Origin of the sequence: Acidiphilium cryptum JF-5, from assembly GCF_000016725.1 — a bacterium.
Classification (GTDB): domain Bacteria; phylum Pseudomonadota; class Alphaproteobacteria; order Acetobacterales; family Acetobacteraceae; genus Acidiphilium; species Acidiphilium multivorum.
This window is the reverse complement of record NC_009484.1, coordinates 670,899-697,084: the sequence shown is the minus strand read 5'-3', so window position 1 is coordinate 697,084 and position 26,186 is coordinate 670,899. Positions and strand designations below refer to the sequence as shown.

The window sequence follows — 26,186 nt, the reverse complement described above, 5'->3', positions numbered from 1 at the left end:
CGCCCGTCAACCCCGCCCGGAACGGGCCAGCAACGATGAGGAAACCCGAATGACCGCGTTGAAATCCCTGTTCGACCTGACCGGCAAGCGCGCCCTGATCACCGGCGGCTCGCGCGGCCTCGGCCTGCAGATCGCCGAGGCGCTCGGCGAGTTCGGCGCCACCATCGCGATCTCCGCCCGCAAGGAGGACGAGCTGGACGAGGCGGTGAAGCACCTCGCCGGCCTCGGCATCGCCGCCACCGCCCATGTCAGCGACCTCGGCAAGGACGACGGCCCGAAGACGCTGGCCGACGCCGTGCTGGCCTCAGGCCCGGTCGACATCCTGGTGAACAATGCCGGCGCCACCTGGGGTGCCCCGGCGGTCGACGTCACGCCCGAGGCCTGGGCGCGGGTGATGAACCTCAACGTCAACAACCTGTTCTTCCTCACCCAGGCGATCGCCGCGCGCTCGATGATCCCCCGCAAGTCCGGCAAGGTGCTCAACATCGCCTCGATCGCCGGGCTGCGCGGCCATCACCCGGACATCACCGGCACCATCCCCTACAACACCTCGAAGGGCGCGGTGGTGAACATGACCCGCGCGCTCGCCGCCGAATGGGGCCCGCACAACATCACGGTGAACGCGCTCGCCCCCGGCTTCTTCCCCTCGAAGATGACGCGCGGCATCCTCGGCCAGTTCGAGGAAAAGATCCTGGCGAAGACGCCGATGAACAAGCTCGGCAACGACGCCGACCTGAAGGGCGCCGCCCTGCTCTTCTGCTCCGCCGCCTCCGGCCACATCACCGGCCAGATCCTCGCGGTCGATGGCGGCTCCGGCGTGATCTGACCCGCGCTCAGCCCCCGGACGCGGCGGCCACCGCGTCGCCGATCCGGGGGCGGAAGCCGAAGAACCCGCGCCCCGCATGCGGCCACAAGGCGCGGTCCCAGGCGCGGGCAACCCGCACCGCCCCCACATCCGCCGCCGCCAGCGCCTGCGCGACCGGCCCGATGGGCGGATGCGCGGTCACCACCTTCAGCCGGTGCGCCGCCGCCCAGCCGGCGAGATCGTCCACTTCCAGCAGCACCGGCCGGACGCCGAACCGCGCCGCCGCCCGTCCCATCGCATCCACCAGCGCGCCATGGGCGAAGCCCGCCACCGCCGGCGCCACGCCGCCGCGCGCCCGCGCCTCCGGCATCGCCACCGCCGCCACCGCCCGCACCGTGCAGCCGGCAAGATCGAGCGTCTCCACCGCGCAATCCTCCTCATGCAGCAGCAGCACGACCTCGCCCGAAGGCGGCGGATCGAATTGCGGCGGAAGCGCCGGCCCCGGCCGCACCGCCTCGGTGAGCGGTTCCGCCGCCTCGTCGAGCAGCCCGCGCGGATCGAACCGCCCGCCGGTGAAGCGCGCGATGTTCTCCGCCCGCGCGAGATAGTGCTTGCCCGGCGTGTGCAGCCCCGCCACCCACCGCCACGACAACGTGTTGGAGGCGATGTCGCCATCCAGCAGGTGGCGGAGAAAGAAATCCGCCCCGAGTTCCCAGGGCAGCCGCAGCGTGAAGATCCAGATCGAGGCGAACCACATCCGCGCATGGTTGTGCAGGTAGTTCCGCGCGACGATCTCCCGCGCCCAGGAATCGAAACAGTCGATCCCGGTCTGCCCGGCGCAGGCATCGTGAAACGCGCGCCGCAGCCCCTCCTCGGTCGCGAGCCGGTTCTCCGCCCGCCGCAGCCCGGCGCGATAGAGATCGTACACGCCGGGCCGCTGCTCCAGCCAGCCCTTCCAGTAGGTCCGCCAGCCGACCTCCTCGATGAATTTCGCGGCCGCCTCGCCATGCGCCGCGAACGCCGCCCGCGCCACCTCCGCCTCGGTCAGCAGCCGGTGCCGCAGCCAGGGCGACAGGCGCGAGACCGCCCCTTTCCGCTCCGGTCCGGGATCGGTATTCCGCCCCGCCGCGTAAGCCGCCCCGGCGCGCGGCAGGAAGGCGGCAAGGCGGTCGAGCCCGGCGTCGCGGGTGGGAATCGGTTCGGCATCCATGCCCCGCAAATGGCGCCTCGGCCGCTCTTGGCAATGCCCGCCGGATCGGCCAAACAGACTGACAGGAGGTTTGGGTGGACAAACAGGCCGTGACCAGCGCCGACATCGCCGCCGCCGAGCGCGTTCTCGGCATCGCCCAGACCAGGCCGGAACGCGACCTGCTCGCCGGCGCCCTCGCGGCGCAGATCGACCTGGCCCGCGCCCGCCGCGCCGTCCCGCTCGACGAGCAGCTGGCCCCCGCCTGCGTGTTCGACCCGCGCCTCCCCGGCTTCGCGCCGCCGCCGGCGGCACCGCTGCGCCTGCCCGCCGCCGACGCCCCGTTTCCCGGCGACGACGATGCGGCGATCGCCTTCGCCCCCGCCCGCCTTCAGGCGGCGTGGGTCCGCGCCGGGCACCTCACCGCGACCCGCCTGGCCGCGATCTGCCTCGACCGCATCGCCCGGCTCGATCCCGCGATCGGCGCCTTCGCCCGCCTCAACCCCGCCGCGCTGGACGAGGCCGCCGAACTCGACGCCCGCGCCGCCCGCGGCGACTGGGCCGGCCCGCTGCACGGCGTGCCCTGGGGCTGCAAGGACCTGATCGACACCGCCGGCCTCGTCACCGATCGCGGCGCCGAACCCTTTCTCGGCCGCCTGCCGGAACAGGATGCCGTCGCGGTCCGCCGCCTGCGCGCCGCCGGCGCCGTGCTGCTCGGCAAGACCACCGTCGGCGCGCTCGGCTACGGCGATGTCTGGCATGGCGGGCGCACCCGCAACCCGTGGAACACGGACGAGGGCGCCTCCGGCTCCTCCGCCGGTTCCGCCGCCGCCGCCGCCGCCGGGCTTTGCGGTTTCGCCCTCGGCACCGAAACCCTCGGCTCGATCGTCGCCCCCGCCGCGCGCTGCGGCGCCGTCGGCCTGCGCCCGAGCTTCGGCCGCATCGCCCGCACCGGCACGATGCCGCTCTGCCCGAGCCTCGACCGTCTCGGCCCGCTCTGCCGCGATGCCGGCGACGCCGCGCTGATCCTCGCCATCCTCAACGGCGCCGACCCCGACGATCCCTCCAGCCTCGACATCCCCTTCGGCGGCGATGCCGGGCGCGACCCCGAAGGCCTGCGGCTCGGCATCCTGGCGGCGGATTTCGCCGACCCCTCGGCGGAAGCCGCCCGCGCCGCGATCGAGCATTGCCGCGCCCTCGGCGTCGTCCCGGTGCCGGTCGAACTGCCCGCGCTGCCTTGGGAAAGCCTGGTCTCCCTGCTGATGGCCGAGGCGGCGGCGAGCTTCGAGCCGCTCACCCTCTCCGGCGCCGACGACCTGCTCGCCCGCCAGGACGAATCCGCCTGGCCCAACCAGTTCCGCCTCGCCCGCTTCCTCTCGGCGGTCGACCACATCCAGCTCGACCGGCTGCGCCGCCGCGGCATGATGGCGATGCGCGACCTCCTCGCCGGGGTCGATCTCCTCGCCGCGCCCTTCGGCGTCGGCGCGCTGCCGACGCTGGCCGCCTTCACCGGCCATCCCTGCCTCTGCCTGCCGGTCGGCTTCACCCTCTCGCCGCCGCGCCCCTCCGCCGGCATCGCCGCCGACGCCCCGGCCGACGCCCCGGCGCGCCGCGTCCCCGCCGCGCTCTGCCTCTGGGGCAGGCTGTTCGACGAGGCGCCGATGCTCGCCCTCGGCCACGCCCTCGCCCGGCGCTGCGCGCTCGACCTCCGCCCGCCGCACGGCCTGACCGGCGCCACATAAGGACAAACGCGCCGCATGACCCGGACCCATCCCCCCGCCGAAGACCCCGACCTCGCCGGCGACATCGCCGCGATCCGCCCGAGCGGCCTGTTCGATCCCGGCCATTACGCGCTGCAGGCGCAGGACATGCCGGCCGGCACCGACCCGCTCACCGATTTCTGCCGCCGCGGCTGGCGCGCCGGGCATCGCCCCAACCCCTATTTCGACCCCGCCTTCTACCTCGCCCGCAACCCCGACATCGCCGCCTCCGGCGCCAACCCGCTGCGCCACTACATCGATTTCGGCGACCGCGAGGGCCGCGACCCCTCGCCGCTGTTCCACGCCGGCTGGTATCGCGAGACCTATGGCATCCCCGATGGCGCCAACGCGCTGGCCGATTTCCTCTCCCGCCGCCGCACCGGCAAGGTCAGCCCGGTCCCGCTGTTCGACCCGCAATGGTATCTCGACAACAACCCCGACGTCGCCGCCGCCGGCAGCGATCCGTTCGAGCATTTCTGCGCCTTCGGCGCCGCCGAGCGGCGCGACCCGAGCCCGGATTTCGACATCGGCTTCTACGCCGCCCGCTATGCCGACGAGATCGCCGGCGGCAATCCGTTCCTGCACTATCTCGCCCATCGCGGCGGCGGCTTCCACCCGCGCCGGCCGGCCGGCGAGCGGCTGATCGCCGGCGCCATCCGCGCCGCCACGCGCCCCGCCCCCGCCTTCGAGCCGCGCCAGCCCCTGCCGCCCGGCGCGCCCCGCCTCGCCACCGTGCTCGCCTATTACCTGCCGCAATTCCACCGCATCCCCGAGAACGACGCCTGGTGGGGCACCGGCTTCACCGAATGGACCAACCTCGTCCGCGCCACCCCGCGCTTCGCCGGCCACTACCAGCCCCGCGCCCCGCGCGATCTCGGCTTCTACTCGCTCGACGATCCCGCGGTGATGCCCCGCCAGATCGCGATGGCGAAGGAGGCCGGGCTCGGCGGCTTCGTCTTCTATTACTACTGGTTCAACCGCCGCCGCCTGCTGGAGCGGCCGGTCGAGCGCTTCCTCGCCGATCCCGCGCTCGACATGCCCTTCTGCCTGATGTGGGCGAACGAGAACTGGACCCGGCGGTGGGACGGGCTGGAACGCGAGATCCTCCTCGCCCAGGACTACCGGCCGGAGGACGACGCCGCGCTGGTCGACGACTTCGCCCGCCATTTCGCCGATCCGCGCTACATCCGGCTCGATGGCCGGCCGCTGCTGATGATCTACCGCGCCGCCCTGATCCCCGACCCGCCCGCGACCATCGCCCGCTGGCGCCGCCTCTTCGCCGAGCGGCACGGCGAAACCCCGCTGCTCTTCATGGCCCAGAGCTTCCACGACTACGACCCCCGCCGCCACGGGCTCGACGGCGCGGTGGAATTCCCGCCGCACAAGCTGGTGGTCGGCGCCCCCAAGCTCGACACCGCGCTCGACCTGTTCGACCCCGCGTTCTCGGCCGATGTCTACCGCTATGACGACATCGTCGCCGCCTCCCTCGCCGACCCCGACCCCGCCTATCCGCTGATCCGCACCGCCGTCCCCGGCTGGGACAACGACCCGCGGCGCGAGGGGGCCGGCGTCGTGCTGCACGAGGCGACGCCCGCCGCCTACCAGGCCTGGCTCGCGGCGCTGATCGAGCGCGCCCGCCGCGCCCCGGTCCATGGCGAGCCGATCGTCTGCATCAACGCCTGGAACGAATGGGCCGAGGGCGCCTATCTCGAACCCGACCTGCATTTCGGCGCCGCCTTCCTCAACGCCACCGCCCGCGCCATCACCGGCCGCGCCGATGCGGCGGACGCGCAGAACCTCCTCCTCGTCGGGCACGACGCCCTGCCCCACGGCGCGCAGATGCTGCTGCTCCACCTCGCCCGCACCCTGCGCCGCCAGCATGGCATCGTGCCGCGCATCCTGCTGCTCGGCGGCGGCGATCTGGTCCCCGACTACGAGGCCGAGGGCATCGTCGACCTCGCCCCCAACGAACCCGCGCTGCAGCACCATGTCGCGACCTACCGCGCCCAGGGCATCACCGCGGCGATCGTCAACAGCCTCGCCTCGGCGCGGGCCTGCGCGCCGCTCGCCGAGGCCGGGCTGCGCAGCATCCTTCTGGTCCACGAGATGCCCCGCCTCGTCGATGAGCGCGCCCTGCGCGGCGTCGCCCGCCAGGGGATGCGCGCCGCCGCCGCCACCGTGTTTTCCTCGGCCCATGTGCGCGACGCGCTGTGCGCCGCGCTCGAGGCCACGCCGGCGGCCCATGTCATCCCCCAGGGGAACTACCAGGGCGTGCGCTTCGATGCCGCCGCCCGCCGCCGCTTCCGCGCCCGGCTCGGCCTCGCGGTGGATGCCTTCGCCGTGCTCGGCGTCGGCTTCGGCGACCTGCGCAAGGGGTTCGACCTCTTCCTCCAGGCCTTCCGCCTGCTCGCCGCCGCCCGGCCGGACATCCATTTCGTCTGGCTCGGCGAGACCCATCTCTGGATCCGCGACTATCTCGGCGCCGAGATCGAGGCCGCCCGCGCCACCGGCCGCTTCCACCTGCTGCCCTTCGACGAGGATGTCGCCCCCGCCTATTGCGGCGCCGACCTCTACGCCCTCACCTCGCGCGAGGACCCGCTGCCCACCACGGTGATCGAGGCAATGGCCGCCGGCCTGCCCGCCATCGCCTTCGCCGGCTCCGGCGGCATCCCCGACCTGCTGCGCGAGACCGGCGCGGGCGAGAGCGTCCCCGCCGGCGACGTCGCCGCCTTCGCCGCCGCGATCGCCGCCCGGCTCGACCATGAAGCACTCGCCGCCGCCCGCCCCCGCATCGCCGCCGAGGCCGCAACCCGCTTCGATTTCGCCGCCTATGCCCGCCGCCTGCTCGCCCTCGCCAGCCCCGGGCTGATCGGCGTCTCCTGCTTCGTCACCAACTACAATTACGAGCGCCACCTGCCCCGCCGCCTCGCCGGCATTTTCGGCCAGACCTACCCGCTCGAGGAGGTGACGCTGCTCGACGACGCCTCGACCGACGGTTCGGTGGCGGTGGCCAGGGAAACCGCCGCCGGCTGGCGGCGCAGTCTCGCGGTGCGCCGCGCCCGGCGCAACAGCGGCTCGCCCTTCGGCCAGTGGCGCCGCGCCGCCGAGTCCGCGCGCGGCGACTTCGTCTGGATCGCCGAGGCCGATGACGACACCACCCCCCGCTTCGTCGCCCGCCTCGCCGCCGCCCTCGCCGCGGCGCCCGGCGCGGTGATGGCGATCGCCGATTCCCGCGCGGTGGACGACGAGGGCCGCACCCTGATGCCGGACTACCGGCGCTATTATGCCGAATCCGGCGCCGCCGACCTCGCGACGACGATGACCCTCGATGCGCGCGACTTCGCCACCCGCTTCCTCGCCACCCGCAACCTCATCCTCAATGTCAGCGCCGTGCTGTTCCGGCGCGACGCGCTGCGCGCGAGCCTCGCCCGCCTCGGCGACGAGCTGGCCACCTTCCGCCTCGCCGGCGACTGGCGGCTCTATATCGACCTGCTCGCCCATGCCGCCGGCCCGGTCGTCTGGGTCGCCGAGCCGCTGAACGTCCACCGCCGGCACGAGGGCGGAGCGACCGCCTCGCTCGACGGGCGGACCCATCTCGCCGAGATCGCCCGGGTGCAGGCGATCGCCGCCGACACCCTCGGCCTCGACGATGCCGCCCGCGCCGCCCAGCGCGCCTGGCGCGACGACCTCGCCGCCCGGCTCGGCCTGTCTCACGCCCCGCGCACCCGTAAAAAGATCTGAGCCGAACTCGGCGAACGTCTTTATTTTCCAATCGATTCTTCGTTCGTGAAATTTTATCAGGAAAATACTATCTAACATCATTTATATTGTTAGTTCTAGTTTCTAATAAAAAACTCACCGTTTACGAAAAACCCTGTAAATACCTATGAAATAAATCTGTTTTGATGCCGATTCATGAGATGATTCCGGCTATCAAAGCTGTTATATTACTTTGGCGTTAGGGGCCGCATCCGTCCCCGTCGCATCACGACACGATTCCGACGTTCCGCATTTGCAAACATCTTGCGCGAAGCAGATTTCCTGATCCGCTCTTTTTGAGATTATGCCTGATCCAACCTTGCGATTTCTGATCACCGGGGGCTGCGGCTTCATTGGTTCTGCGGTTGTCCGTCGGCTTGTGGCGAGCACGCCGCACGAGGTCGTCACCGTCGACAAGATGACCTACGCCGCCTCGGAGGACGCGCTGGGCGCTGCGCTGGGGCATCCGCGCCATCGCCTGATCCGCGCCGACATCACCGATGCAGCGGCGATGCGCGCCGCCTTCGAGGCGCACCGGCCCGACATCGTCATGCATCTCGCCGCCGAATCCCATGTCGACCGCTCGATCGACGGGCCGCGCGATTTCATCGACACCAACATCACCGGCACCTTCGTCCTGCTCGAGGCCGCCCGCGCCTGGTTCGCCACCCTGGACGAGCCCGCCCGCCGCCGCTTCCGCTTCCACCACATCTCCACCGACGAGGTGTTCGGCGCCCTCGAACAAGGCGATCCCCCCTTCACCGAAACCACCCCCTACGACCCCCGCAGCCCCTACGCCGCCAGCAAGGCCGCCTCGGACCATCTCGTCCGCGCCTGGCGGCACACCTACGGCCTGCCCGCCATCGTCTCCAACACCACCAACAATTACGGCCCCTGGCAGTTCCCCGAGAAACTCATCCCGCTGGTGCTCATCAACGCCCTCGAGGGCCGCCCCCTGCCCGTCTATGGCGACGGCTCCAACCTGCGCGACTGGCTCTTCGTCGAGGATCACGCCGAGGCGCTCCTCGCCATCGCCCTCACCGGCACGCCCGGCGAGACCTACGCCATCGGCGCCCGCCAGCCCCGCTCCAATCTCGACGTCGTCCGCGCCATCTGCCGCCTGCTCGATGCCCGCCGCCCCGATCCCGCCGGCCCGCGCGAGCGGCTGATCACCTTCGTCGCCGACCGCCCCGGCCACGATTTCCGCTACGAGATCGACCCCGCCCGCAGCGAGGCCGCCCTCGCCTGGCGCGCCGCCCACGATTTCGAGGCCGGACTCGCCCGCACCGTCGACTGGTATCTCGCCAACGAGCCCTGGTGGCGCGCCATCCGCGCCCGCCGCTATGCCGGCCAGCGCCTCGGTACCGCCGCATGATCCGCAAGGGCATCATCCTCGCCGGCGGCTCCGGCACCCGCCTGCACCCCTCCACCCTCGCCGCCTCGAAGCAGCTCCTCCCCGTCTACGACAAGCCGATGGTCTACTATCCGCTGTCGACCCTGCTGCTCGCCGGCATCCGCGACCTGCTGCTGATCTCCACCCCGCAGGACCTGCCCCAGTTCCGCCGCCTGCTCGGCGACGGCGGCCAATACGGCATCCGCATCGGCTATGCCGCCCAGCCCTCGCCCGACGGTCTCGCCCAGGCCTTCCTGATCGGCGCGGACTGGCTCGCCGGCGAGGCCTGCGCCCTCGCCCTCGGCGACAACCTCATCCACGCCGATCATCTCTCGCTCGCGCTGCGCCAGGCCGCCGGCCGGGAGGCCGGCGCCACCGTCTTCGCCTACCAGGTGCGCGATCCCGAGCGCTACGGCGTCGTCACCTTCGACAGCGCCGGCCGCGCCATCGACATCGTCGAGAAACCCGCCGCCCCCGCCTCCAGCTGGGCGGTCACCGGCCTCTATTTCTACGACCGCCGGGTCACCGAATTCGCCCGCCGCATCCGACCCTCCGCCCGCGGCGAGCTCGAGATCACCGATCTCAACCGCCTCTATCTCGACGACGGCTCCCTCGCCGTCGAGCGCCTCGGCCGCGGCACCGCCTGGCTCGACGCCGGAACCCCCGACTCCCTGCTCCAGGCCGCAACCTTCGTGCAGACCATCCAGGCCCGCCAGGGGCAGCTCGTCGGCTGCCCCGAGGAAGTCGCCTTCCGCATGGGCTTCATCGACGCCGACACCCTGCGCCGCCACGCCGCCCGCCTCGGCAAGACCGAGCTCGGCCGCGTCCTGCGCGAACTCGCCGACGGAGAGGCCGCATGATCGAGCCGCTCGACCTGCCCGGCGTCATGCTCATCACCCCGCCCCGCTTCGCCGATTCCCGCGGCTGGTTCAGCGAAACCTGGAACCAGGCAAGGCTCGCCGCCCTCGGCTTCACCGAAACCTTCGTGCAGGACAACCACTCCTCCTCCACCCGCCCCGGAACCATCCGCGGCCTGCACTGCCAGCTCGCCCCCTTCGCCCAGGGCAAGCTCGTCCGCTGCATCCGCGGCGCGATCTGGGACGCCGCCGTCGACATCCGCCACGGCTCGCCCAGCTTCGGCCGCCACGCCGCCGCCGAGCTCTCCGCCGCCAACGGGCGCCAGCTCTGGATCCCGCCCGGCTTCCTGCACGGCTTCTGCACCACCGAGCCCGATACCGAGGTCGTCTACAAGGTCACCGCCCCCTACGACAAAGCCTCCGAACGCGGCGTCATCTGGAACGATCCCGATCTCGCCCTGCCCTGGCCCGTCCCCGCCGGCACCGCCCTCCTCTCCGACAAGGACAATCTCCTGCCCCGCCTGGCCGAGGCCGAACCCTGGTTCAGGCTCTGACATGCCGCCCCGCCCGATCCTGATCACCGGGGCGAGCGGCCAGCTCGGCCACGCCCTCGCCGCCCGCGCGCCCGCCGCCGGGCTCCCCGCCCGCGCCATCGGCCGCCCCGGCTTCGACTTCGACGCCCCGGAAACGATCGCCAGGGCCCTCGCCGCCGCCGATCCCGCCCTCGTCGTCAACGCCGCCGCCTGGACCGCCGTCGACGCCGCCGAGACCAGCGCCGACGCCGCCTTCCGCGCCAACCGCGACGGCCCCGCAACCCTCGCCACCCTCTGCCGCGCCCGCGGCATCCCCCTCATCCACGTCTCGACCGACTATGTCTTCGACGGCACCAAGGGCGCGCCCTACACCGAAACCGACCCGATCGCCCCGCTCGGCGTCTACGGCCACAGCAAGGCCGCCGGCGAGGAAGCCATCCTCGCCGCCGGCGCCGACGCCATCATCCTCCGCACCGCCTGGGTCTTCTCCGCCACCGGCAAGAACTTCGCCCGCACCATGATCGCCGCCGCCCGCCGCCTGCCGGCGCTGCGCGTCGTCGCCGACCAGCGCGGCACCCCCACCGCCGCCGAAGACCTCGCCGACGCCATCCTCGCCATCGCCGCTCGCATCCTCGCCGAAGGCTGGCAGCCCGGCTTCGCCGGCATCTTCCACGCCACCAGCGCCGGCGACACCTCATGGCACGGCTTCGCCACCGAAATCCTCGCCCTCGCCGCTCGCCACGGCACACCACACCCCGACATCATCCCCATCGCCACCGCAGACTGGCCCACCCCAGCCCGCCGACCCGCCGACTCCCGCCTCGACACCACAAAACTCAGCCAAACCTTCGCCCTCGCCCTCCCACACTGGAAAGACGCCACCGCCCGCATCGTCCCCGCAATCCTCGCGCAGGACGAAACACCGTGATCACCATCCTCGACAGACCGTATTGTTCGGCGCGGCGCGACTCTCGGAATGCCCGCCGGCACCGAAATTCCGTGCCGTCATTCACGCGTTTCAGCCCGTGCGCCGGCAACCGACATTCCATCCGCGGGCGCGCGTAGGCTGCCTCCGCGATACCGGCAGAAAGGATCGCGCGGCCCTGATCCTGCGTTGCGGGCGCGGGCGCGAGACGCCGGAGGTCAGTTCAGCCCGACCCGCGCCTGTGCCGCCGGCGGGGGAGAGGCCGGGAAGAACTGCTGGCGGACACGTTCAAGCCAGCCCGGCCTGTGGCGCCCGTATTGCAGGACGCGCGCGCGTTCGATGGTGACCAGGCCGCTCTGCATCATCGAATCCAGAACCGGCAGGAAGGCCTCGATCCTGTCGGTGGCATCGACAATCTCGATGATGACGGGATGATCGTCGGAGAACGGCAGAAGATGCCCCTCATGCAGGCGCCCCGTATGGCCGAAGCCGAGCGGGCCGCGCAGCACGGTGGCGCCGGCAAGCCCGTGATCCCGCGCCGCGTGAACGATCGCGATGAACAGCGGCGTCCCGCCATGGCGGTCGGCCGAGCTGGTATAGATCCGCAGCAGTGAAGCCTCGTGTGGAACATCCATCGCCGTGTCCTCCTCGCTTTCTCGTCCGCCTCAGGCCTGGGCCGGCGAACCGGGAACGATCTTCCGCATCTTGAGTGCCTCCAGCGTGACCACGCCCGACGGAATCATCGGCTCGATCAGCGGCAGGAACGCCTCGATCCGGTCCGGCCGGTCGATGATCTCGACGACGATGGGCTGATGCGCCCCGGCATCGACGTTGATGCCCGTCCTGATTCCGCGCGAGCCGCCAAAGCCCATCGGGGCCGGCAGCGCCGTGCCGCCGGCCAGCCCGGCCCGCATCGCCGCCTCGAGGATCGCGCGATAGAGAGGCTGGCCGCCGGCCATGTCGTCCTCGCCCAGGAAAACCCTGAGCAGCAGGGCATCTTCCATGATGCGCATCGAGGTCCTCCTCGGCGTTCGGGTCGAACCGGCCCGGACAACGACGCTACACCGAGACTAGCGCCGATCCGCCGGCCCTGTCAGCAAGAAATGACATCCTCCCGATCGTGCGAGCCGCCGGTCAGAACAGGGCGACAACGAGAATGGCGACGAGCAACAGGCCGATGATGCCGAGATAGAGATTGAGGGAGCCGGACTGCAAAACCCGGCCCCGCCGGGCGAGGCCATGCACCAGCCGCACCACCGGGCCGAACAGGGCGGGGCCGAAGATCGGGGCAACATCGTGCTCGAAACGCAGATGCTTCACGAAATACGGCGACAGGCTGGTTTCCACGCCGGTTTCCGCGCGCGGACGATAGACGAAGCTGTAGAACGTCCTGAGCGAATTCGAGAAGGTCAGGGCCGTGGTCGCATTTCGCCGGTCGAGGCGCGGCGAGCCGCCATACCAGACGGGAACGCGCCGCGCGGGCCGGCGTCTGCACAGCAGGATCGCCGCCACCGGCACCAGGGCCAGCAGCGGCATCACGATGACCAGCTTCGACGGCGAGATGAAGGCGAAGCCGGCGCTCAGCGGCACCAGGATCCATCCGTCGGTCATGTGCGCCGCGGCGTCGATGGCGTCGTGCGCGGGCCAGGCGCGGGCAAGCGCGCCGAGCCAGACCGGCATGCCCACGGCCAGCGCGAGCACGGCCAGGCCGAGCGCGCCGACCGCGGATTGATGCCGCGCGGGAAGCCGCGCGCCGCCGTCTGCCGCGCGCCCCTGCAGGCCGACGCCGAACAGCTTGACGAAGGTGGCGAAGGCGATCGCCGCCGTCAGCGCAAGCCCCGCGCCGGTCAGCACAAGCGTGAGGCGCTCCGCCAATCCCGGCAGGTGGAACCCCTGGAACACGGTCTGGAACATGAACCATTCCGAGACGAACCCGGCCTGGGGCGGCATCGCCGCCAGGCTCATCGCGGCGAACAGCGCCCCCATGCCGAACGGGGGCGTGTTCGCGCGCAGCACGCCGTCCTGCCGGATGGCGTAGCCGCCGGTGGCGGCGAACACGCCATCCGCGGCGAGAAACAGCGCTCCCTTGGCGAGCGCATGGGCGGCGAGATGCAGCAGCGCGACCGTGAACGCCAGCCCGGCGAACAGCGGCAGGTGCCCCGCCTCGAACAGCAGCGAAGCGCCGAGTGCGGTCACCGCCACCGACGCGTTCTCCGCCGAGGAGAAGGCGAGCAGCGCCCGCCAGTCCTCCTGCTGGAAGGCGTAGAGCGTGGTGAGGATCGCGCTGATCACGCCGATGGCGCACAGCGCGATGCCGAACCCCTCGTCCACCCCGCCCGGCAGCCAGACCAGCAGGCCTCGCGCCAGGCCGAAGAACGCCGCGTTGAGCACGACGCCGGACAGCACCGCCCCGGTCGCGCCCGAGCCCGCCCCATAGGCGCCCGGAAACCATTCGTAGAACGGCAGCAGCCCGAGCTTGGCGCCGAACCCGACGAGCAGGAGCCCGCCGGCGATCGCCGGACCATAGAGCGCCGCCCCGCGCCAGGCCCCGGCGAACCCCGCGAAGCCCAGGGAGCCGGACGCAGTCCCCAGGACCAGAACCGCCGCGAGCAGCGCCACGGCCCCCACCTCGAGCAGGCCGAGCATGAACAGCGCGCGGCTTCCCGCCCCTTCGGCCAGCCGTTCGCCAAGGATCATCGCCGCGCCGCCCAGGCTCATGACCTCCCAGGCGACGAGGAATGCGGCTCCCTGCGTCACCCCGAAGACGCCGAGCGCGCCGATCAGGCTCATCGACAGTCCGAACAGCCAGAACCGCCCGCCCCGCCCCGGCGAGCCGAGCCAGGCCGCCAGCATCGCCGGCGCCAGCCCGAAGCCGAACAGCCAGAGCGCGGCCGGGGAGAGCGTGAAGCCGGAGCCTTCGTCGGCGATGCGGAAGACGGGCAGCGCCACCGGCGGACTGGCCCCCGGCAGCGCCAGGATCGCGGCGATCATGCCGGCAAGGCAGCCCAGCCCGGCCAGCCCGCGGCCGAGCACGACCCCCCTGCCCGCCAGCGCGATGAGGCCGGCGACCAGCCAGAACAGGGTGGCGAGGCCGATCAGGTCATTCGCCATCGATCCGTCCTCCGCGCACGCGTTGCGCCCGGCGCCCGAGGAACATCAGCAGCGCCTCGATGATCGCCGCCGGATTGGGCGGGCACCCCGGCAGGTACAGGTCGACCGGCAGCGCCTCCTCGAGGCCGGACAGGCACGGCCCGCCCGGCGCGATGCCGCCGGATACCGCGCATGTGCCGCTGGCCATGACCCAGCGCGGCGCCGGCATCGCCTCCCAGGTGCGGCGCAGCGGCTCCAGCATCGCCCGGGTGACCGGGCCGGTCACCAGCAGCAGATCGGCGAAGCGCGGCGAGGGCGTGAAGAAGATGCCCAGACGGTGCAGGTTGTAGAACGGGTTGTTCAGGGCCTGCAGCTCGGATTCGCAGCCATTGCAGGAGCCGGCATCGACATGCCGCACATGCAGGCTGCGCCGGAAGCCGCGCCCCGGACCATCCGCCGCGGCCAGCGCCGCCATGCCGGCGGCTTCGATGCCGGTCCTGAGATCGTCGCGCGTCCGCGCGCCGAACGCCCAGTCCCTGCTCTCGGCCAGCGCGCCGGTCGGGCAGGTTTCGACGCAACGCTGGCAGACGACGCAGCGCCCGTAATCGAGCGCGATCCGCGCGCCGGCGAGACCGATCGCCCCGGTCGGGCAGGATGCCGCGCATACCTCGCATCCCGCCTCGCAGCGCCCAGGGTCGAGCCGCGGCATCCCGACCACGCCATCCTGGCCGTCCGGCCCCGGCTTCAGCGGCCACGACGTGGTCGCGGATCCCTCAAGCAGGCCGATCAGCGTCCAGAGTGCCATCCGCACCTCCCCCTCATCGCGCGCATCCGGCGATGGTCAGGCCGAAACTCGCCTCGTTGATCGCGTAGTCCATCATGTTCGTGCCGTGCACGGTGTAGGGAAACACCCGCCAGTTGGAGAAGGAGGGCGACTTGATCTTGACCCGCGCGAGCCGCCCGTCGGGCCCGACATGCACGGCATAGATCAGCGTGCCGCGCGGCGATTCCGCCCAGCCCATTGCCTCGGCGCCGGCCGCCGGCGCGCAGGCGACCCGGATTGCGCCGCCGGGCGTCAGCGCGATGGCGCGCACGATCATCAGCAGCGCATTCTCGATCTCGGCGATCCGCACGCGAGCACGGGCGTGGGCATCGCCGTCGGTCCCGGTGGCGACGGCGAGGGCGAGGTCGGGATCGTCGTAGGCGGCATAGGCATGGTCGCGCCGCAGGTCGCGGTCGAGGCCGGAGGCACGGGCAACCGGCCCGGTCGCGCCCTGGTCGAACGCCACCTCGCGGGGCAGCACGCCGGTCGTCGCCAGCCGGTCGAAATGGCTTTCCGAGGCGTCCAGCCGCGCGATGTAGCGGCGGATCGGCGCGCGCAGGGCATCGAGCGCCCCGGCAAGACCCTCGACGCGCAGCTCCCGCCGCAGCCCGCCCGGCGCGATCACGCCGCGCAGGAACCGGCTGCCCGTCACCCGGGCGCCGATCTGCTTGACCCGCTCGGCAAGCAGCGCGCCTTCGGCGTGGGCCACCTTCAGCGTCGTCGTATCGGCAAGATGGCCGAGATAATGAAGATGATTGTAAAGCCGCTCGAGCTCGGCGACGATCACCCGCTGGTAGCGCGCGCGGCCGGGAACGGCCACCTGCGCGGCGGCCTCCATCGCCTGCGCATAGGCAAGGGCATGCGCCACGCTGCCGACCCCCGAAACGCGCTCGGCCAGCACGAGCCCGGTCTCCGGCGTCTGGTCGACGAAGCGGTCTTCCATGCCGCGATGCTTGAGGAACAGATGCGGCACGTAATGCAGGATCGCCTCGCCGACATAGAAGAAGCTGAACTCGGCCGATTCGACCACGCCGGCCCGCACCGGCCCGAACGGCAGCACCTGCACGGCATCGCCGGACAGCCCCGGCAGCCGGCGCAGATCCGCCTCCTCATCGGCTCGCAGCGGCGCGATCAGCGAAAACGGCTCCGGCTGCCCGCTGAAGGCGATGCCGCGATGATCGGCCGTCTCCCGCTCGTACCATCCCAGCAGCGGCCAGATCGTGGCGATGCTCGGCACCGTTCCCCCGGCCGGAACGCTCCAGACCTCGAAGCCGGCGATCCCCGGGCGCGACGACACGTAGCGCAGCGTCTGCCGCCCGTCAGCCTCCGGGGCCGCATAGACCATGATCATCCGGCCCCCCGCAGCGCGCAGCGCGCCGGCCGCGGCCTCGATGGACGAGGGGTCCATGCCGCGCCTCGACGGCATGTTCACGACGCCCTCCGCGCATCCGGCATGCGGGCCGAGGCGCGCGCGGCAGGCGCCGGCGCGGCGGCCGGACGCTCGATCACCTGTTCGACCGTCTGGAAATCGCGCCACATCGCGCGCGGCCACCACAGGCCCAGCACCAGCAACGGGATCAGCGCGAGCCACATCGGCGCGACGGTCCAGGCCCCGAGCCGCGCCGGCCTCGGCGCGTCATCCCCGGCCGGCTCGAAATACATGACGCGAAAATGATCGAGGAAGCCGATGAAGATCAGGATCAGCAGAACCAGCATCACGATCGCCGCCCAGAGCCCGGCGCCGCGGAAACCGGCGCGCAGGATGGTCAGCTCGCTGGCGAACAGGCCGAAGGGCGGCGCGCCGGTGATCGCGACGGCACCGGCCAGCCAGAGTGCTGCGGCGACCGGAAAGTGGCGCGCATAGTCGCGGATCCGCGTCATCGACCGGGTGCCGAAACTGCGCATCGCGTTGCCGGCGCCGAAGAACATCAGCGACTTGTTCAGGCTGTGGTTGAGCATGTGATACATCGCGCCCGCGACGCCGAACGGCCCGCCGAAACCGAAGCCGAGGGCGACGATGCCCATGTGCTCGACGCTGGAATACGCCATCAGCCGCTTCACCCCGCGCTGGCGCACGATGAACAGCGCCGCCACCAGGAGCGAGGCGGTGCCGAACACCGCAAGGATCTGGTCGGGCAGCATGAACAGCCCGGCCCGGTGCAGCACCGCGAGATAGCGCACGATGCCCGCCATCGCCGCGTTCAGCAGCGCGCCGGAGAGCATCGCCGAGACCGGCGCCGGCCCCTCGCTGTGCGCATCCGGCAGCCAGGTGTGCATCGGCGCCAGCCCGACCTTGGTGCCGTAGCCCACCAGCACGAGCAGGAACCCGAGCACGAGCAGCGCGCGGTCCATGTGCGGCGCGGCATGCCGCAGGACGCGCCAGGTCATGTCGTAGGTCGGCCCCAGGCTGAACGTCCCGGCCCAGTAGAAGATCACCGTGCCAAGAAGCGCCAGCGTGATCCCGGCCGAGACGATGATGATGTATTTCCACCCTGCCTCGATCGCCTCCGCCGCCTGCTCGAACGCGACGAGGAAGGTGCTGACCACGGTCGTCATCTCGATCGCGATCCAGTAAAGCCCGGGATTGTTCATCAGCGGCGCGATGAAGATGGTCAGCGCGAACAGGGCGAAGAGCTGGTAGAACCGCGGCAGCCGCGCTTCCTCTCCCGGCATCCGCATGTAGCCGCAGGCATGGATCGAGGCGAGCAGATAGACCACCGCGGCGCACAGGATGATCCAGGCGCCGAGCGGATCGACGATCAGGTAGCGCCCGAGATAGCGGGCGCCGGCGGCAGGGGCGGAAACCGTCATCGCGACCGCGGCGATGAAGCAGAGCCCGGCCGCGGCGAGGTTGAGCCGCTCCGCGAGACGCGGCCGCGGCGCGGCCAGCATCGCCAGCACCGCGAGTGCCGGCGCGCCGATCAGGACCGATGTCGCGATCCCGGTCATCTCAGCCCACCAGCCGCCGCAGTTGCAAGGCACTCGTGCTGCCGACCTGCCCGACGAGATAACGCACCAGCACGCCGAAGCAGACGACGACGATGAGCAGGTCGAACAGGATCACGAGTTCGAGCAGCATCGGCATGCCGGGCACGAGAATCTGCGTGCCGAGGAAAATGCCGTTCTCGAGGACCAGCAGCCCGAGAACGTGACTGACCGCCTCGTGCCGCACCGCGAGCATCAGATAGCCGATCAGCTTCATCGACAGCATGACCGTCAGCGCCAGCACGACGACCTCGGCCGTCAGGTGCAGCGCCTGCGTCATCCGCGCGGCGACGACGAGCGAGAACACGACGGCGCCGGCGCCCAGCACCAGACTCGACCCCGGTCGCAGCAGCGGCTCGAGTTCCCGCTCGATCGTCAGCCGCCGGATGATGCGGAGCAGCAGGTAGGGCAGCAGCGTTCCCCGGAACGCCAGGGTCAGCAGCGCGATGACATAGAGTTCGGGATAATGGTCGATATACCCGACCGCCGCCGAGAGCAGCGCGATCGCCCACGATTCCGCGGCGAAGGCGATGAGGTAATGCCGCAGCCAGCGCGAGCCGAGCATGACGAAGGCAAGCAGCAGGCTCGCGATGGCGAGAACGCCGAACAGCGAGGCTTCGACCGGCGTCGCGTGAAACCCGTGCATCACCCGAGTCCGATCTGCGTGCCGATGATGGCGAGGACCGCCAGCAGGAACGAAACCGCGAGCGGTTCCTGATAGCGGTAGAAGCGCAACCGCGCCTGGATCGTGTCGACCGTCACGATGGCACAGGCGACGATGACGAATTTCACGATCACGCCGGCGGCGCTGCCGAGCACGCCCGGCGCCAGCCCGCGCGTGGAGAGGAACCACGGCATCGTCAGCACGTTGCAGAAGATCGTGTAGAGGATGAACTGCTTCATCATCGACGCCCATTTGAGCAGGGCGTGCAGCGGGCCGGCATATTCGAGCACGCGCGCCTCCTCGATCATGTAGACCTCGATATGCGTGCTGGAATGGATCGGCAGCCTGTCGGTCTCGACCGTCAGCAGGATGAAGAACGCGGCGACCAGGAACAGATGCGCGGGACCGAGATAGACCGCCGGGCTCGCCACCAGCAGGTGGTTCACCACGAAGGGCAGCATCGACCGCGCGAACAGGGTGATGCCGACGAAAACGAGGATCAGCGTCGGCTCCGCGAGAATGCCGATGACCGCCGCGCGGCTGGACCCGATCCCGCCATAGGCACTGCCGGTATCGAGCCCGGCCAGGGTGATCATGAAGGAGCCGAGCGTCAGGATCAGCCCGCCGCCGAGAATGTCCCCCATGTTCGAGAGCGGCAGCGGATAGTTTGTCAGCACCGGAATGAGGATCGGCACCGTCATCATGCAGGTGAAGGCGACGACGGGCGTCACCCAGAACAGCCACGAGGCGGTCTCCGGCACGACGATGTCCTTGTGGAACAGTTTCCACAGATCCCGGTAGGGCTGCAGCACCCCCGGGCCGTGCCCGCGCTGGATCCGCTCCTCGAACTGGACGATGCACCCCTGGATGAACGGCGCCGCCGCGATCGTGAACGCCACCTGGCAGGCCTGCAGAATGGCGTCGCGCACGGTCATGAGCGCAACCGATGGTTCCGTCGGGCTGAATGAAGGCAGTTCCGGCCAATACGCACCATGGCACCCGTCCTCTTCCGCTGTAGCGGATATGAACAGGAGTCATCGGCCCCACGGGCGGTTACACGGTGAACTCCATCACCGGCATCGGAATGCGATACAATCCAACCCTCGCCTGTCCGCCCACGCCTGTCAATCGGAATCGTCGAGGCCGAAGCACAGGGGGGCCGGACGGCGCGATCTCTTGGCCTGTCCTCTACCGCAACGCACCGTCATCAATGTGGCGGATCCGCGATCAGCCCGGTCGGCTGCGCACCGACCGCTTCCGCGGGAGGCCGCGCCAGCGCCGGCGGATCAGAAATCAGACCGTCCGCGCCAGCGCGGAGAACGGCCCGCTGTTCCAGCCCGTCGCCGTTCGGATGCGGGCGATCACCGCGCGATAGGCCACCGGTTCGGCGAGGTTGAGCCGGGCGCGCAGTTCGTCGAGATCCTCGGCCAGCAGCGCCTCGATATCGAGGCTCGGGATCCACGCCGCCGCGCGCCCGATCCGCCGCGCCTCGCGCACGGCGGCGAACACACCATCGCCGTCGAGCCCGGCCTTGCGCAGATAGCGCCGCACCACGAACGGGCCGGTCGTGCTGATCAGGCGGAAGGCGCGGATGCGAAGCTGCTCGTAACTCACCGCGAGCACACAGACCTCGCCCAGTTCGTCGCGGCCATAGCCTGTGAGGACATGATAGAGATCATGCATGTCGCGCGACGTGTAGCTGGAAAAGAGCCTGATCGGCTCGGGCAGTTCGCTGAGCTTCCGGGTCACCGCCGGCGTCGCCTCGATCAGGCCGCGCGCGGACAGCCCCTCGCGCTCCATGAAGGCGAGATAGTGCCGCCCGAGCGAATTCGGCTTCAGGGTACGCAGGTAGTCGTGATCATCGAGCGTGCGGGCGAGCGACCGCTTCTCGCGGATCACCGCCTGCCCGGCGGGAAACGACACGAAGCGGCGGAACACCCGGCGCTGCGAACGCCCGGCCAGCGCGATGCCCATCAGCGCCACCTGCTGGGTGTCCTCCGGGTCGCGGGCCAGGCGGATCAGCGCGCGCATCGCATCGAGCGGCCGGATGCGCTGCCGCGGAACGGTCGCCAGAACGGCGTCGATATCCTCGGGCCCGATGATGCTGGCGGTCATGCTTGTCCTCCGCGAACGGGGCTGGTGTTAACTTTGAAACGCTCATTATCATTTTTTAGCAATTTCTGAAAAATCAAGATTGCCTGGCCCCGTGCTGGGGCCGGGAATGCGGCGCAGGCCGCCCACCCCCCGCGTGATCATCACCAGCGCGCCCGGCAGGATCATCCGCGCGAGGCGAATGACCGCGCCGGGCGCCATCTGCACGCACCCCCGCGATGCCGGCCGGCCGAGCATGCCGACATTGGCCGTCCCGTGGATGAAGATATCGCGCGCCAGCGTGTCGACATCGCCGCCCTGGTTCCAGCCCGGCTGCAAACCCTCGAGCAGCAGGATTCGCCCGACGATCAGCCGGCTCGCGGCAAGGTGACCCGGCGCGAGGACCGGCTTCGCGAACCGGCCCGTTGGCCCTGCGGCATTCAGGACCTGGTCCGCCGGCCCGCCCCGCCCGAGTTCGCCGACGACGCGAAATACCCCAACCGGCGTCCGGTCGCTGCCGCGGCGCTGGCCGACCCCGAAGCGGGAGGTCGAAACCCGCCAGCCGGCGCGATACCGCCCGTCGCGAAACAGGTCGAGCCGCTCGCGCGCGATGTCGACGACGATGAAATCCCGATCGCCCGGCGCCGGATACCGCCGCGCCAGCCGGCGCCAGTCGGCCGCGAAGGCCCGCCGCCGCCACCGCGCGCGCAGCGCCGCAAGGTCGCGCCGAACCCGCGCCGGTAACCGCCGTTCCGCGACCCGCGCCTCGCCCGCCGCCGCTTCCGGCCCCCCACTCCGCCGCGCGGGCACCGCCAACGCGCTTCCGGCGGATCCCAGCGCCAGCGCAACTGCCAGTCCATATCCGATCGCCCGAAGCCTCATCACCTCGCCCCGAAACCCTACGGAATCACCACAACTTGTGGGAGATCGGCATCTCCGCCGGCCACATCAAGTTCAGCCGGCGGGTAGGCGCGAACAAATGCCCGGCACGCCCCTTGCGGATGATCGCAAAAGCGGGCGTTCCATCCCTGTCCGAGAGCAACATGGTGTTGAGACCAACCGGGGGCGTCACGGGCTGGCGCACCTGGTGGCGGCCGAGGTGCGGTCAGGACGATGAACGACCTCTCGGAGACGGACGGCAGCGGATCAGATCATGGCATCGACCAGGGTTCACTCCCTGCCGGGCTTCGGAACCGGATATCGCCGCAGCGCGCTGGCGAGCGCATCGGCGGAAAGCCCGTCGGGCAGCACGGTTGCCAGTTGCCCCGACGGCGACAGGAGATAGATCAGGCCGCCATGGGTCGGCTGCCCATTCGGTCCGTTCGGCCAGGCCACATACACATGGAATGCTGCGATCGCTTCGTTTACCTGCCGTTTGCTCCCGCCAAGGCCTTCAATACGGGGAGAAAACAAAGAGGCGTAATGCGCCGCGGCCTTCGGACGATCATGCCGGGGATCCACCGTGATGAAGACCGCATCGAAAATCCTGTTGCGCGGATCTGCCATTTCCAGCGCCCGCGCGAGGTGCGTCAAGGTTGTCGGGCAACGATCTGTGCATTTCGTATAGCCGAAGACCACCAGCAGATATCGCCCACGGAACCGCGCCTGCGTCACCACCTTCCCGGCGCCGTCCTGCAGGGCGAATCTGAAAGCCGGCGGCGGTGCCGCGATGCAGGCGGCGGGCCAACCAGCCAGTCCGGCAAGAAGCGCCCGACGGCCAGGCATCAGGCCATTTCCTTCGCTGCCGCCGGCCGATACCGCGATGGGGGAGCCGCGGCATCGTCGACAACGAAGCGTTGCTGAAGTGTCATCATATGCCGCGCCTCAGCAAGAAGGCTATTGGCCGCGGCGTTCGCCTCTTCCACCATAGCGGCATTCTGCTGCGTTACCTGATCCATGTCGCCGACGGCCTGGCTGACCATTTTCAGTGACGAGGCCTGTTCGTTCGCGGTATCGCTGATCCGCCGGACCATTTTGTCGATGTCGTTGACCTGCGACGCCAGGCTCGCCAGCACGGCACCGGTTCTGTCGACGGATTCAACACCTGATCTGACCTGGGTTTCGGCCGTGGCGATCAGCTCCCTGATTTCCTTGGCGGCATCGGAGGTCAGTTGGGCAAGAGCGCGTACTTCCGAAGCGACCACCGCGAAGCCCCGTCCCGCATCGCCTGCGCGTGCGGCCTCCACACCGGCATTCAATGCCAGCAAGTTGGTCTGGAAGGCGATGTCGTTGATCACACCGATAATTTGCGCGATCTGCCGGGACGATTCATCGATCCGTCCCATCGCTGTCATCGCCTCATTCACGACTTCGCTTGACGCACGGGTCATTTCATGCGCCTTGCCGGCCAGATCGCGCGTGCTCACCACGTCATCCAGAGTCCGGCTGAGCCCCTGCGAAACTTCGGCGACCGTCGCCGCAGTTTCCTCAAGCGAAGCGGCCTGCCGTTCGGTCCGCCGCGCCATGTCTTCCACGGCAGTGGCAATCTCTGCTGAGCCACTTTCGACCGTTCCCGCCTGAACCACCAGGTCACGAATCACGTCATTCAACTGCTGCGCCGCAGAGTTGAAGTCACGACGCAGGACATCGTATTCGGAAGGAAACGCATCAGTCAGCCTCTCGTTCAGCTTGCCGTGCGCAAGGCCGGATAATCCGCCGGCCAGCGCATCGACAACGTCCTGAAGCCGTGCGGCCTCCTGCTCGCGGGCTCTTGCCTGCGCCGCCTGTTCGGTTGCGCGGGCAGAACGTTCATCCAGTGCCTCCCGTCCTGCTCGTTCAGCTTCCTGCGAGGCCAATTCGGCCCGTCTGACGCTGTTTTCGCTGTCCTCGAACAGGGCATTAATCGAATTTGACATCAGTATGAGCGAAGCCGCTTCGGCGACGAGGATCGAGGCATGCAGAATAACCCGCCGGAAATCCGCACCGTCAGGAAACACCAAAGCCGGAGCGATAAAGTTCAACAAGAGGTGATGAACCGCGACAGCACCCGTCGCCATGATGATTGCGTCGCGGTCGCAGCTGGCCGCAATGACAGCAAGGGCTGCAAAATAGTACATGTGCAGATCAATCTGCATTTCGCTGCCTCGCGCGGCCGCAACCATCACCGAAATGACCGCAACGAATGCGACCGCGGTCGTCAGGCGCGAGGACTTGCCCAATGGCGCCACTTTCCAGCAAATGTGGCAGATGCCGGCAAGCACGATGCCCATGATCAGCGGCTCAATCAAGCCATTGTCCGAGAGATATCCGGTGAGAGCTGCAGCGCCGGCATTCGCCCACATCCAGATGACCAGAAGGCGGCTGACGGAAAGGCGCAAGGTACTGATCTTGTCAGTCATGACCGAGTGTCCTTCACGGGGATGACCGAACACCCGCCGAGATAACGCGAATCGAATACGGCCCACGCACCGGTTGAAAGAGGCGCCATCCCGCCAGACGCGGGTGCGAGGACGACGATATTCTTGGACAGCCCAAACCGGACCACAGACCCCGCCTTCATGGCGGCAAGAAAGATCTGTGTTGTGGTCCACCACGGCGGATACAGAAGCGCGACCGTACGACTACCCGGCACAGGCCTTAGTTCCAGCCAGATACACGCCAGCGCCGAAATCACCATAAGTCCGAGCCCGGGAAGCCATTGAATCAGACGAGAAGCCATAAATATTATCTACTTGTTTCGATAAATAACTCCGTCAATCTGATAGAGCCAACCATTTTAACGTTAGGTAAAAGGGCCAAAATTTCCGTGTGTTACATTCTGTTCCGACTCGGACATGCAACGAGCAAACCCTCGGGCAAGGAGCATGACGGAGGCGGCATAGAGGGGGATTTCGGCTAAGGTGACGGTTGCCTCGAAGTCCTTGGCAAGCCGACCGTTCCGATTGATAGGTGCGAAGTAGCGTTCACCGACCAACCGCCAAGCTTGGACGGCGAAGCCGCCTTAGTCCTTGGGTTTGCACACCGTGGCGATCGTGATTGGACTTGCGGAGGCAACGCGATCACCGGCATATCCGGCATGGGCGTAAACGAGTGCCACGAACGGCCTGCGGCCCCGCGAAGCTCGCAATGCCGGGCGGTCCCTTCACCATCCGTAACCATCCGGCGGATGGCCAGATCACCAAGCTCGAGCCTGCAAAGTGGGAGATGTACGGCATCGGAGAGCTCGGCTTGCTCCAAGCACATCTCATCGGTCTAATGTGAACCAGGCCCGACCAACATCGCGCCAGAGCCCCTATTCCACGCCGAGCCCCGATTCCAATTCAGTTCCGTTTGACACGCAACAAGCCGTTAGCATTGAAACACGGCGTTGATGCTCATGTGCCGCAGGCCATAAAAATATTTATCAAGCGATTTAAACTCACCAGCAAAAACTTGACTACAATCGGCCCACTCGATGATTACGCTTCCAGCCGTCAAAATCTGATAATCGCATCACATTCAAACCCGATTTGAACAAAGACACACCATGCGACCTTGTGATATTCAGATCATTGCCCGACAAAACTCGCTACCAGGATCATCAACATGTGCGTCTGAGCCAACCATCATGGGCAACAGTAATCATAAGCTTGTCGGGGATCAATTTATCAATCTGGAACTCGGGATGGTTCTTTAGGTAGGCATGGACAGCGGTCTTCGGATTATTACCCACCCCCCAAGGCCGGTCAGGATAGGCGTCCGGTTCCATATCCTCGATCAGTGTATCAAAAACCACGCAGTAACTACCGACGGAAACGAGCGATGCATAGGCCTCAAGCTCGGCATAGACATGGTCGTGGGTGTGATTGCTGTCGAGGCACACGAGAACATTCCGATGCGCCGACGCGATGCGGCCCACCTCGGCAATCACGTCCGCCGAAATCGATGATCCCTCGATCATCTCGATCCGCGATCGCATCGGATGCGCATCGATGGCCGTCCGATTATGGGCGCGAATGTCGATATCGATACCGAGGACTTTCCTGCGGGATACAGCCGGCTCCAGTGGCTCGCCTGCCTCGATCGCCTCACACATATCCAGAAGCGCCAGCATCGACGCTGAGAAGATGAGGGACCCCCCATGAGCGATACCGCACTCGACAATTAGGTCAGGCTTTACCTCCCAGATCAACTCTTGCATCGCGATCACGTCGGTCGGGTACTGGATGATCGGTCGCCCCAGCCAATGAAAATTATACGAATATTGGCAAGGCACCGAGGCGCGGAGAAATTCAACCGCCGCCGCGGGCAGACGCCCATTGGCTTGCATCGCTGCAACGCGATCGGGAATCTCGGATTTGAAATCACTCATGGCGATATCTCGACATTAATGCATC

General features: G+C 69.0%; 21 protein-coding genes, 1 pseudogene and 1 riboswitch. Of the genes and pseudogenes, 7 read left to right on the top strand and 15 right to left on the bottom strand.

Annotation, left to right across the window (positions count from 1 at the left end; genetic code table 11):
* Positions 1 to 49 precede the first annotated feature (49 nt).
* Positions 50 to 826, top strand: coding sequence for an SDR family oxidoreductase (locus ACRY_RS05530; protein ID WP_011941650.1), 777 nt, complete (start codon positions 50 to 52; stop codon positions 824 to 826).
* Positions 827 to 833: 7 nt separating this feature from the next.
* On the opposite strand, the gene ACRY_RS05525 is transcribed toward ACRY_RS05530, so the two are convergent.
* Positions 834 to 2,015: an FAD-binding domain-containing protein gene (locus tag ACRY_RS05525; RefSeq protein WP_043509076.1), complete on the bottom strand. Its 1,182-nt coding sequence runs from the start codon at positions 2,013 to 2,015 to the stop codon at positions 834 to 836.
* Positions 2,016 to 2,089: 74 nt separating this feature from the next.
* Here ACRY_RS05525 and ACRY_RS05520 point away from each other — a divergent pair, with 74 nt between their 5' ends.
* From ACRY_RS05520 to rfbD, 6 genes are all read left to right on the top strand, one after another.
* A complete protein-coding gene (locus ACRY_RS05520; protein ID WP_011941648.1) occupies positions 2,090 to 3,733 on the top strand; it encodes an amidase in 1,644 nt (547 codons plus the stop codon).
* A 15-nt stretch (positions 3,734 to 3,748) separates the two neighbouring features.
* Positions 3,749 to 7,492 carry a glycoside hydrolase family 99-like domain-containing protein gene (locus ACRY_RS05515; RefSeq protein ID WP_011941647.1) on the top strand — a complete coding sequence of 1,248 codons (3,744 nt, stop codon included), beginning with the start codon at positions 3,749 to 3,751 and terminating at the stop codon, positions 7,490 to 7,492.
* 337 nt (positions 7,493 to 7,829) lie between these two features.
* On the top strand, positions 7,830 to 8,885 hold the full coding sequence (gene rfbB / locus ACRY_RS05510; RefSeq protein ID WP_043509074.1) for a dTDP-glucose 4,6-dehydratase: 1,056 nt from the start codon (positions 7,830 to 7,832) through the stop codon (positions 8,883 to 8,885).
* A complete protein-coding gene (rfbA, locus tag ACRY_RS05505) occupies positions 8,882 to 9,763 on the top strand; it encodes a glucose-1-phosphate thymidylyltransferase RfbA (protein WP_011941645.1) in 882 nt (293 codons plus the stop codon). The genes rfbB and rfbA overlap by 4 nt, the downstream gene beginning before the upstream one ends.
* Positions 9,760 to 10,314 carry a dTDP-4-dehydrorhamnose 3,5-epimerase gene (rfbC, locus tag ACRY_RS05500; RefSeq protein ID WP_011941644.1) on the top strand — a complete coding sequence of 185 codons (555 nt, stop codon included), beginning with the start codon at positions 9,760 to 9,762 and terminating at the stop codon, positions 10,312 to 10,314. Before rfbA ends, rfbC begins: the two co-directional genes overlap by 4 nt.
* A gap of 1 nt (position 10,315) precedes the next feature.
* Positions 10,316 to 11,221: a dTDP-4-dehydrorhamnose reductase gene (rfbD, locus tag ACRY_RS05495; RefSeq protein ID WP_011941643.1), complete on the top strand. Its 906-nt coding sequence runs from the start codon at positions 10,316 to 10,318 to the stop codon at positions 11,219 to 11,221.
* 215 nt (positions 11,222 to 11,436) lie between these two features.
* Here the strand turns inward: rfbD and ACRY_RS05490 are convergent, their stop codons facing one another.
* The 14 genes and pseudogenes from ACRY_RS05490 to ACRY_RS05430 all read right to left on the bottom strand — a co-directional run bounded on the left by ACRY_RS05490 (position 11,437) and on the right by ACRY_RS05430 (position 26,161).
* A complete protein-coding gene (locus tag ACRY_RS05490; RefSeq protein WP_007421508.1) occupies positions 11,437 to 11,853 on the bottom strand; it encodes a DUF190 domain-containing protein in 417 nt (138 codons plus the stop codon).
* 30 nt (positions 11,854 to 11,883) lie between these two features.
* Entirely contained in the window at positions 11,884 to 12,231 is a 348-nt protein-coding gene (locus ACRY_RS05485; RefSeq protein WP_011941642.1) for a DUF190 domain-containing protein, read from the bottom strand.
* 121 nt (positions 12,232 to 12,352) lie between these two features.
* Positions 12,353 to 14,329, bottom strand: coding sequence for a hydrogenase 4 subunit B (locus ACRY_RS05480; RefSeq protein WP_011941641.1), 1,977 nt, complete (start codon positions 14,327 to 14,329; stop codon positions 12,353 to 12,355).
* On the bottom strand, positions 14,319 to 15,113 hold the full coding sequence (locus ACRY_RS05475) for a 4Fe-4S binding protein (protein WP_011941640.1): 795 nt from the start codon (positions 15,111 to 15,113) through the stop codon (positions 14,319 to 14,321). The genes ACRY_RS05480 and ACRY_RS05475 overlap by 11 nt, the downstream gene beginning before the upstream one ends.
* Before the next feature lie 13 nt (positions 15,114 to 15,126).
* Positions 15,127 to 16,557: an NADH-quinone oxidoreductase subunit D gene (locus tag ACRY_RS05470; protein WP_011941639.1), complete on the bottom strand. Its 1,431-nt coding sequence runs from the start codon at positions 16,555 to 16,557 to the stop codon at positions 15,127 to 15,129.
* 2 nt (positions 16,558 to 16,559) lie between these two features.
* Positions 16,560 to 18,080, bottom strand: a complete 1,521-nt coding sequence (locus ACRY_RS05465) for a proton-conducting transporter membrane subunit (RefSeq protein WP_011941638.1) — start codon at positions 18,078 to 18,080, stop codon at positions 16,560 to 16,562.
* 1 nt (position 18,081) lies between these two features.
* The gene (locus tag ACRY_RS05460) at positions 18,082 to 18,762 is read right to left on the bottom strand and encodes a hypothetical protein (RefSeq protein ID WP_007421502.1); all 681 of its coding nucleotides are present in this window, start codon (positions 18,760 to 18,762) and stop codon (positions 18,082 to 18,084) included.
* Positions 18,762 to 19,715, bottom strand: a complete 954-nt coding sequence (locus ACRY_RS05455) for a respiratory chain complex I subunit 1 family protein (RefSeq protein WP_007421501.1) — start codon at positions 19,713 to 19,715, stop codon at positions 18,762 to 18,764. Before ACRY_RS05455 ends, ACRY_RS05460 begins: the two co-directional genes overlap by 1 nt.
* Positions 19,716 to 19,801: 86 nt before the next feature.
* Positions 19,802 to 19,864, bottom strand: a riboswitch (Fluoride riboswitch).
* Between the two features lie 209 nt (positions 19,865 to 20,073).
* Positions 20,074 to 20,895 carry a Coq4 family protein gene (locus ACRY_RS05450; protein ID WP_011941637.1) on the bottom strand — a complete coding sequence of 274 codons (822 nt, stop codon included), beginning with the start codon at positions 20,893 to 20,895 and terminating at the stop codon, positions 20,074 to 20,076.
* 48 nt (positions 20,896 to 20,943) lie between these two features.
* Positions 20,944 to 21,681 carry a L,D-transpeptidase gene (locus ACRY_RS05445; protein ID WP_231295407.1) on the bottom strand — a complete coding sequence of 246 codons (738 nt, stop codon included), beginning with the start codon at positions 21,679 to 21,681 and terminating at the stop codon, positions 20,944 to 20,946.
* Positions 21,682 to 22,041: 360 nt separating this feature from the next.
* Positions 22,042 to 22,596 (bottom strand): SCO family protein, encoded by a 555-nt coding sequence (locus tag ACRY_RS05440; protein WP_007423979.1) that lies wholly within the window; start codon positions 22,594 to 22,596, stop codon positions 22,042 to 22,044.
* A complete protein-coding gene (locus tag ACRY_RS05435; protein WP_011941635.1) occupies positions 22,596 to 24,209 on the bottom strand; it encodes a methyl-accepting chemotaxis protein in 1,614 nt (537 codons plus the stop codon). Before ACRY_RS05435 ends, ACRY_RS05440 begins: the two co-directional genes overlap by 1 nt.
* Positions 24,210 to 24,592: 383 nt before the next feature.
* A pseudogene (locus ACRY_RS20165) lies at positions 24,593 to 24,943 on the bottom strand (hypothetical protein); the annotation flags it as partial.
* A gap of 447 nt (positions 24,944 to 25,390) precedes the next feature.
* Entirely contained in the window at positions 25,391 to 26,161 is a 771-nt protein-coding gene (locus tag ACRY_RS05430) for a cephalosporin hydroxylase family protein (protein WP_011941634.1), read from the bottom strand.
* Between the last annotated feature and the right edge of the window lie 25 nt (positions 26,162 to 26,186).

Excerpts from the sequence above, each read along its gene's own strand:
- ACRY_RS05450 (WP_011941637.1), bottom strand. The coding sequence starts at position 20,895 with ATGACCGCCAGCATCATCGGGCCCGAGGATATCGACGCCGTTCTGGCG.
- ACRY_RS05480 (WP_011941641.1), bottom strand. The coding sequence starts at position 14,329 with ATGGCGAATGACCTGATCGGCCTCGCCACCCTGTTCTGGCTGGTCGCC.
- ACRY_RS05470 (WP_011941639.1), bottom strand. The coding sequence starts at position 16,557 with ATGCCGTCGAGGCGCGGCATGGACCCCTCGTCCATCGAGGCCGCGGCC.
- ACRY_RS05490 (WP_007421508.1), bottom strand. The coding sequence starts at position 11,853 with ATGGATGTTCCACACGAGGCTTCACTGCTGCGGATCTATACCAGCTCG.
- ACRY_RS05430 (WP_011941634.1), bottom strand. The coding sequence starts at position 26,161 with ATGAGTGATTTCAAATCCGAGATTCCCGATCGCGTTGCAGCGATGCAA.
- rfbC (WP_011941644.1), top strand. The coding sequence starts at position 9,760 with ATGATCGAGCCGCTCGACCTGCCCGGCGTCATGCTCATCACCCCGCCC.
- ACRY_RS05465 (WP_011941638.1), bottom strand. The coding sequence starts at position 18,080 with ATGACCGGGATCGCGACATCGGTCCTGATCGGCGCGCCGGCACTCGCG.
- rfbD (WP_011941643.1), top strand. The coding sequence starts at position 10,316 with ATGCCGCCCCGCCCGATCCTGATCACCGGGGCGAGCGGCCAGCTCGGC.
- rfbA (WP_011941645.1), top strand. The coding sequence starts at position 8,882 with ATGATCCGCAAGGGCATCATCCTCGCCGGCGGCTCCGGCACCCGCCTG.
- ACRY_RS05525 (WP_043509076.1), bottom strand. The coding sequence starts at position 2,015 with ATGGATGCCGAACCGATTCCCACCCGCGACGCCGGGCTCGACCGCCTT.
- ACRY_RS05515 (WP_011941647.1), top strand. The coding sequence starts at position 3,749 with ATGACCCGGACCCATCCCCCCGCCGAAGACCCCGACCTCGCCGGCGAC.
- ACRY_RS05530 (WP_011941650.1), top strand. The coding sequence starts at position 50 with ATGACCGCGTTGAAATCCCTGTTCGACCTGACCGGCAAGCGCGCCCTG.
- ACRY_RS05455 (WP_007421501.1), bottom strand. The coding sequence starts at position 19,715 with ATGACCGTGCGCGACGCCATTCTGCAGGCCTGCCAGGTGGCGTTCACG.
- ACRY_RS05440 (WP_007423979.1), bottom strand. The coding sequence starts at position 22,596 with ATGCCTGGCCGTCGGGCGCTTCTTGCCGGACTGGCTGGTTGGCCCGCC.
- ACRY_RS05460 (WP_007421502.1), bottom strand. The coding sequence starts at position 18,762 with ATGCACGGGTTTCACGCGACGCCGGTCGAAGCCTCGCTGTTCGGCGTT.
- ACRY_RS05475 (WP_011941640.1), bottom strand. The coding sequence starts at position 15,113 with ATGGCACTCTGGACGCTGATCGGCCTGCTTGAGGGATCCGCGACCACG.
- ACRY_RS05485 (WP_011941642.1), bottom strand. The coding sequence starts at position 12,231 with ATGCGCATCATGGAAGATGCCCTGCTGCTCAGGGTTTTCCTGGGCGAG.
- ACRY_RS05435 (WP_011941635.1), bottom strand. The coding sequence starts at position 24,209 with ATGACTGACAAGATCAGTACCTTGCGCCTTTCCGTCAGCCGCCTTCTG.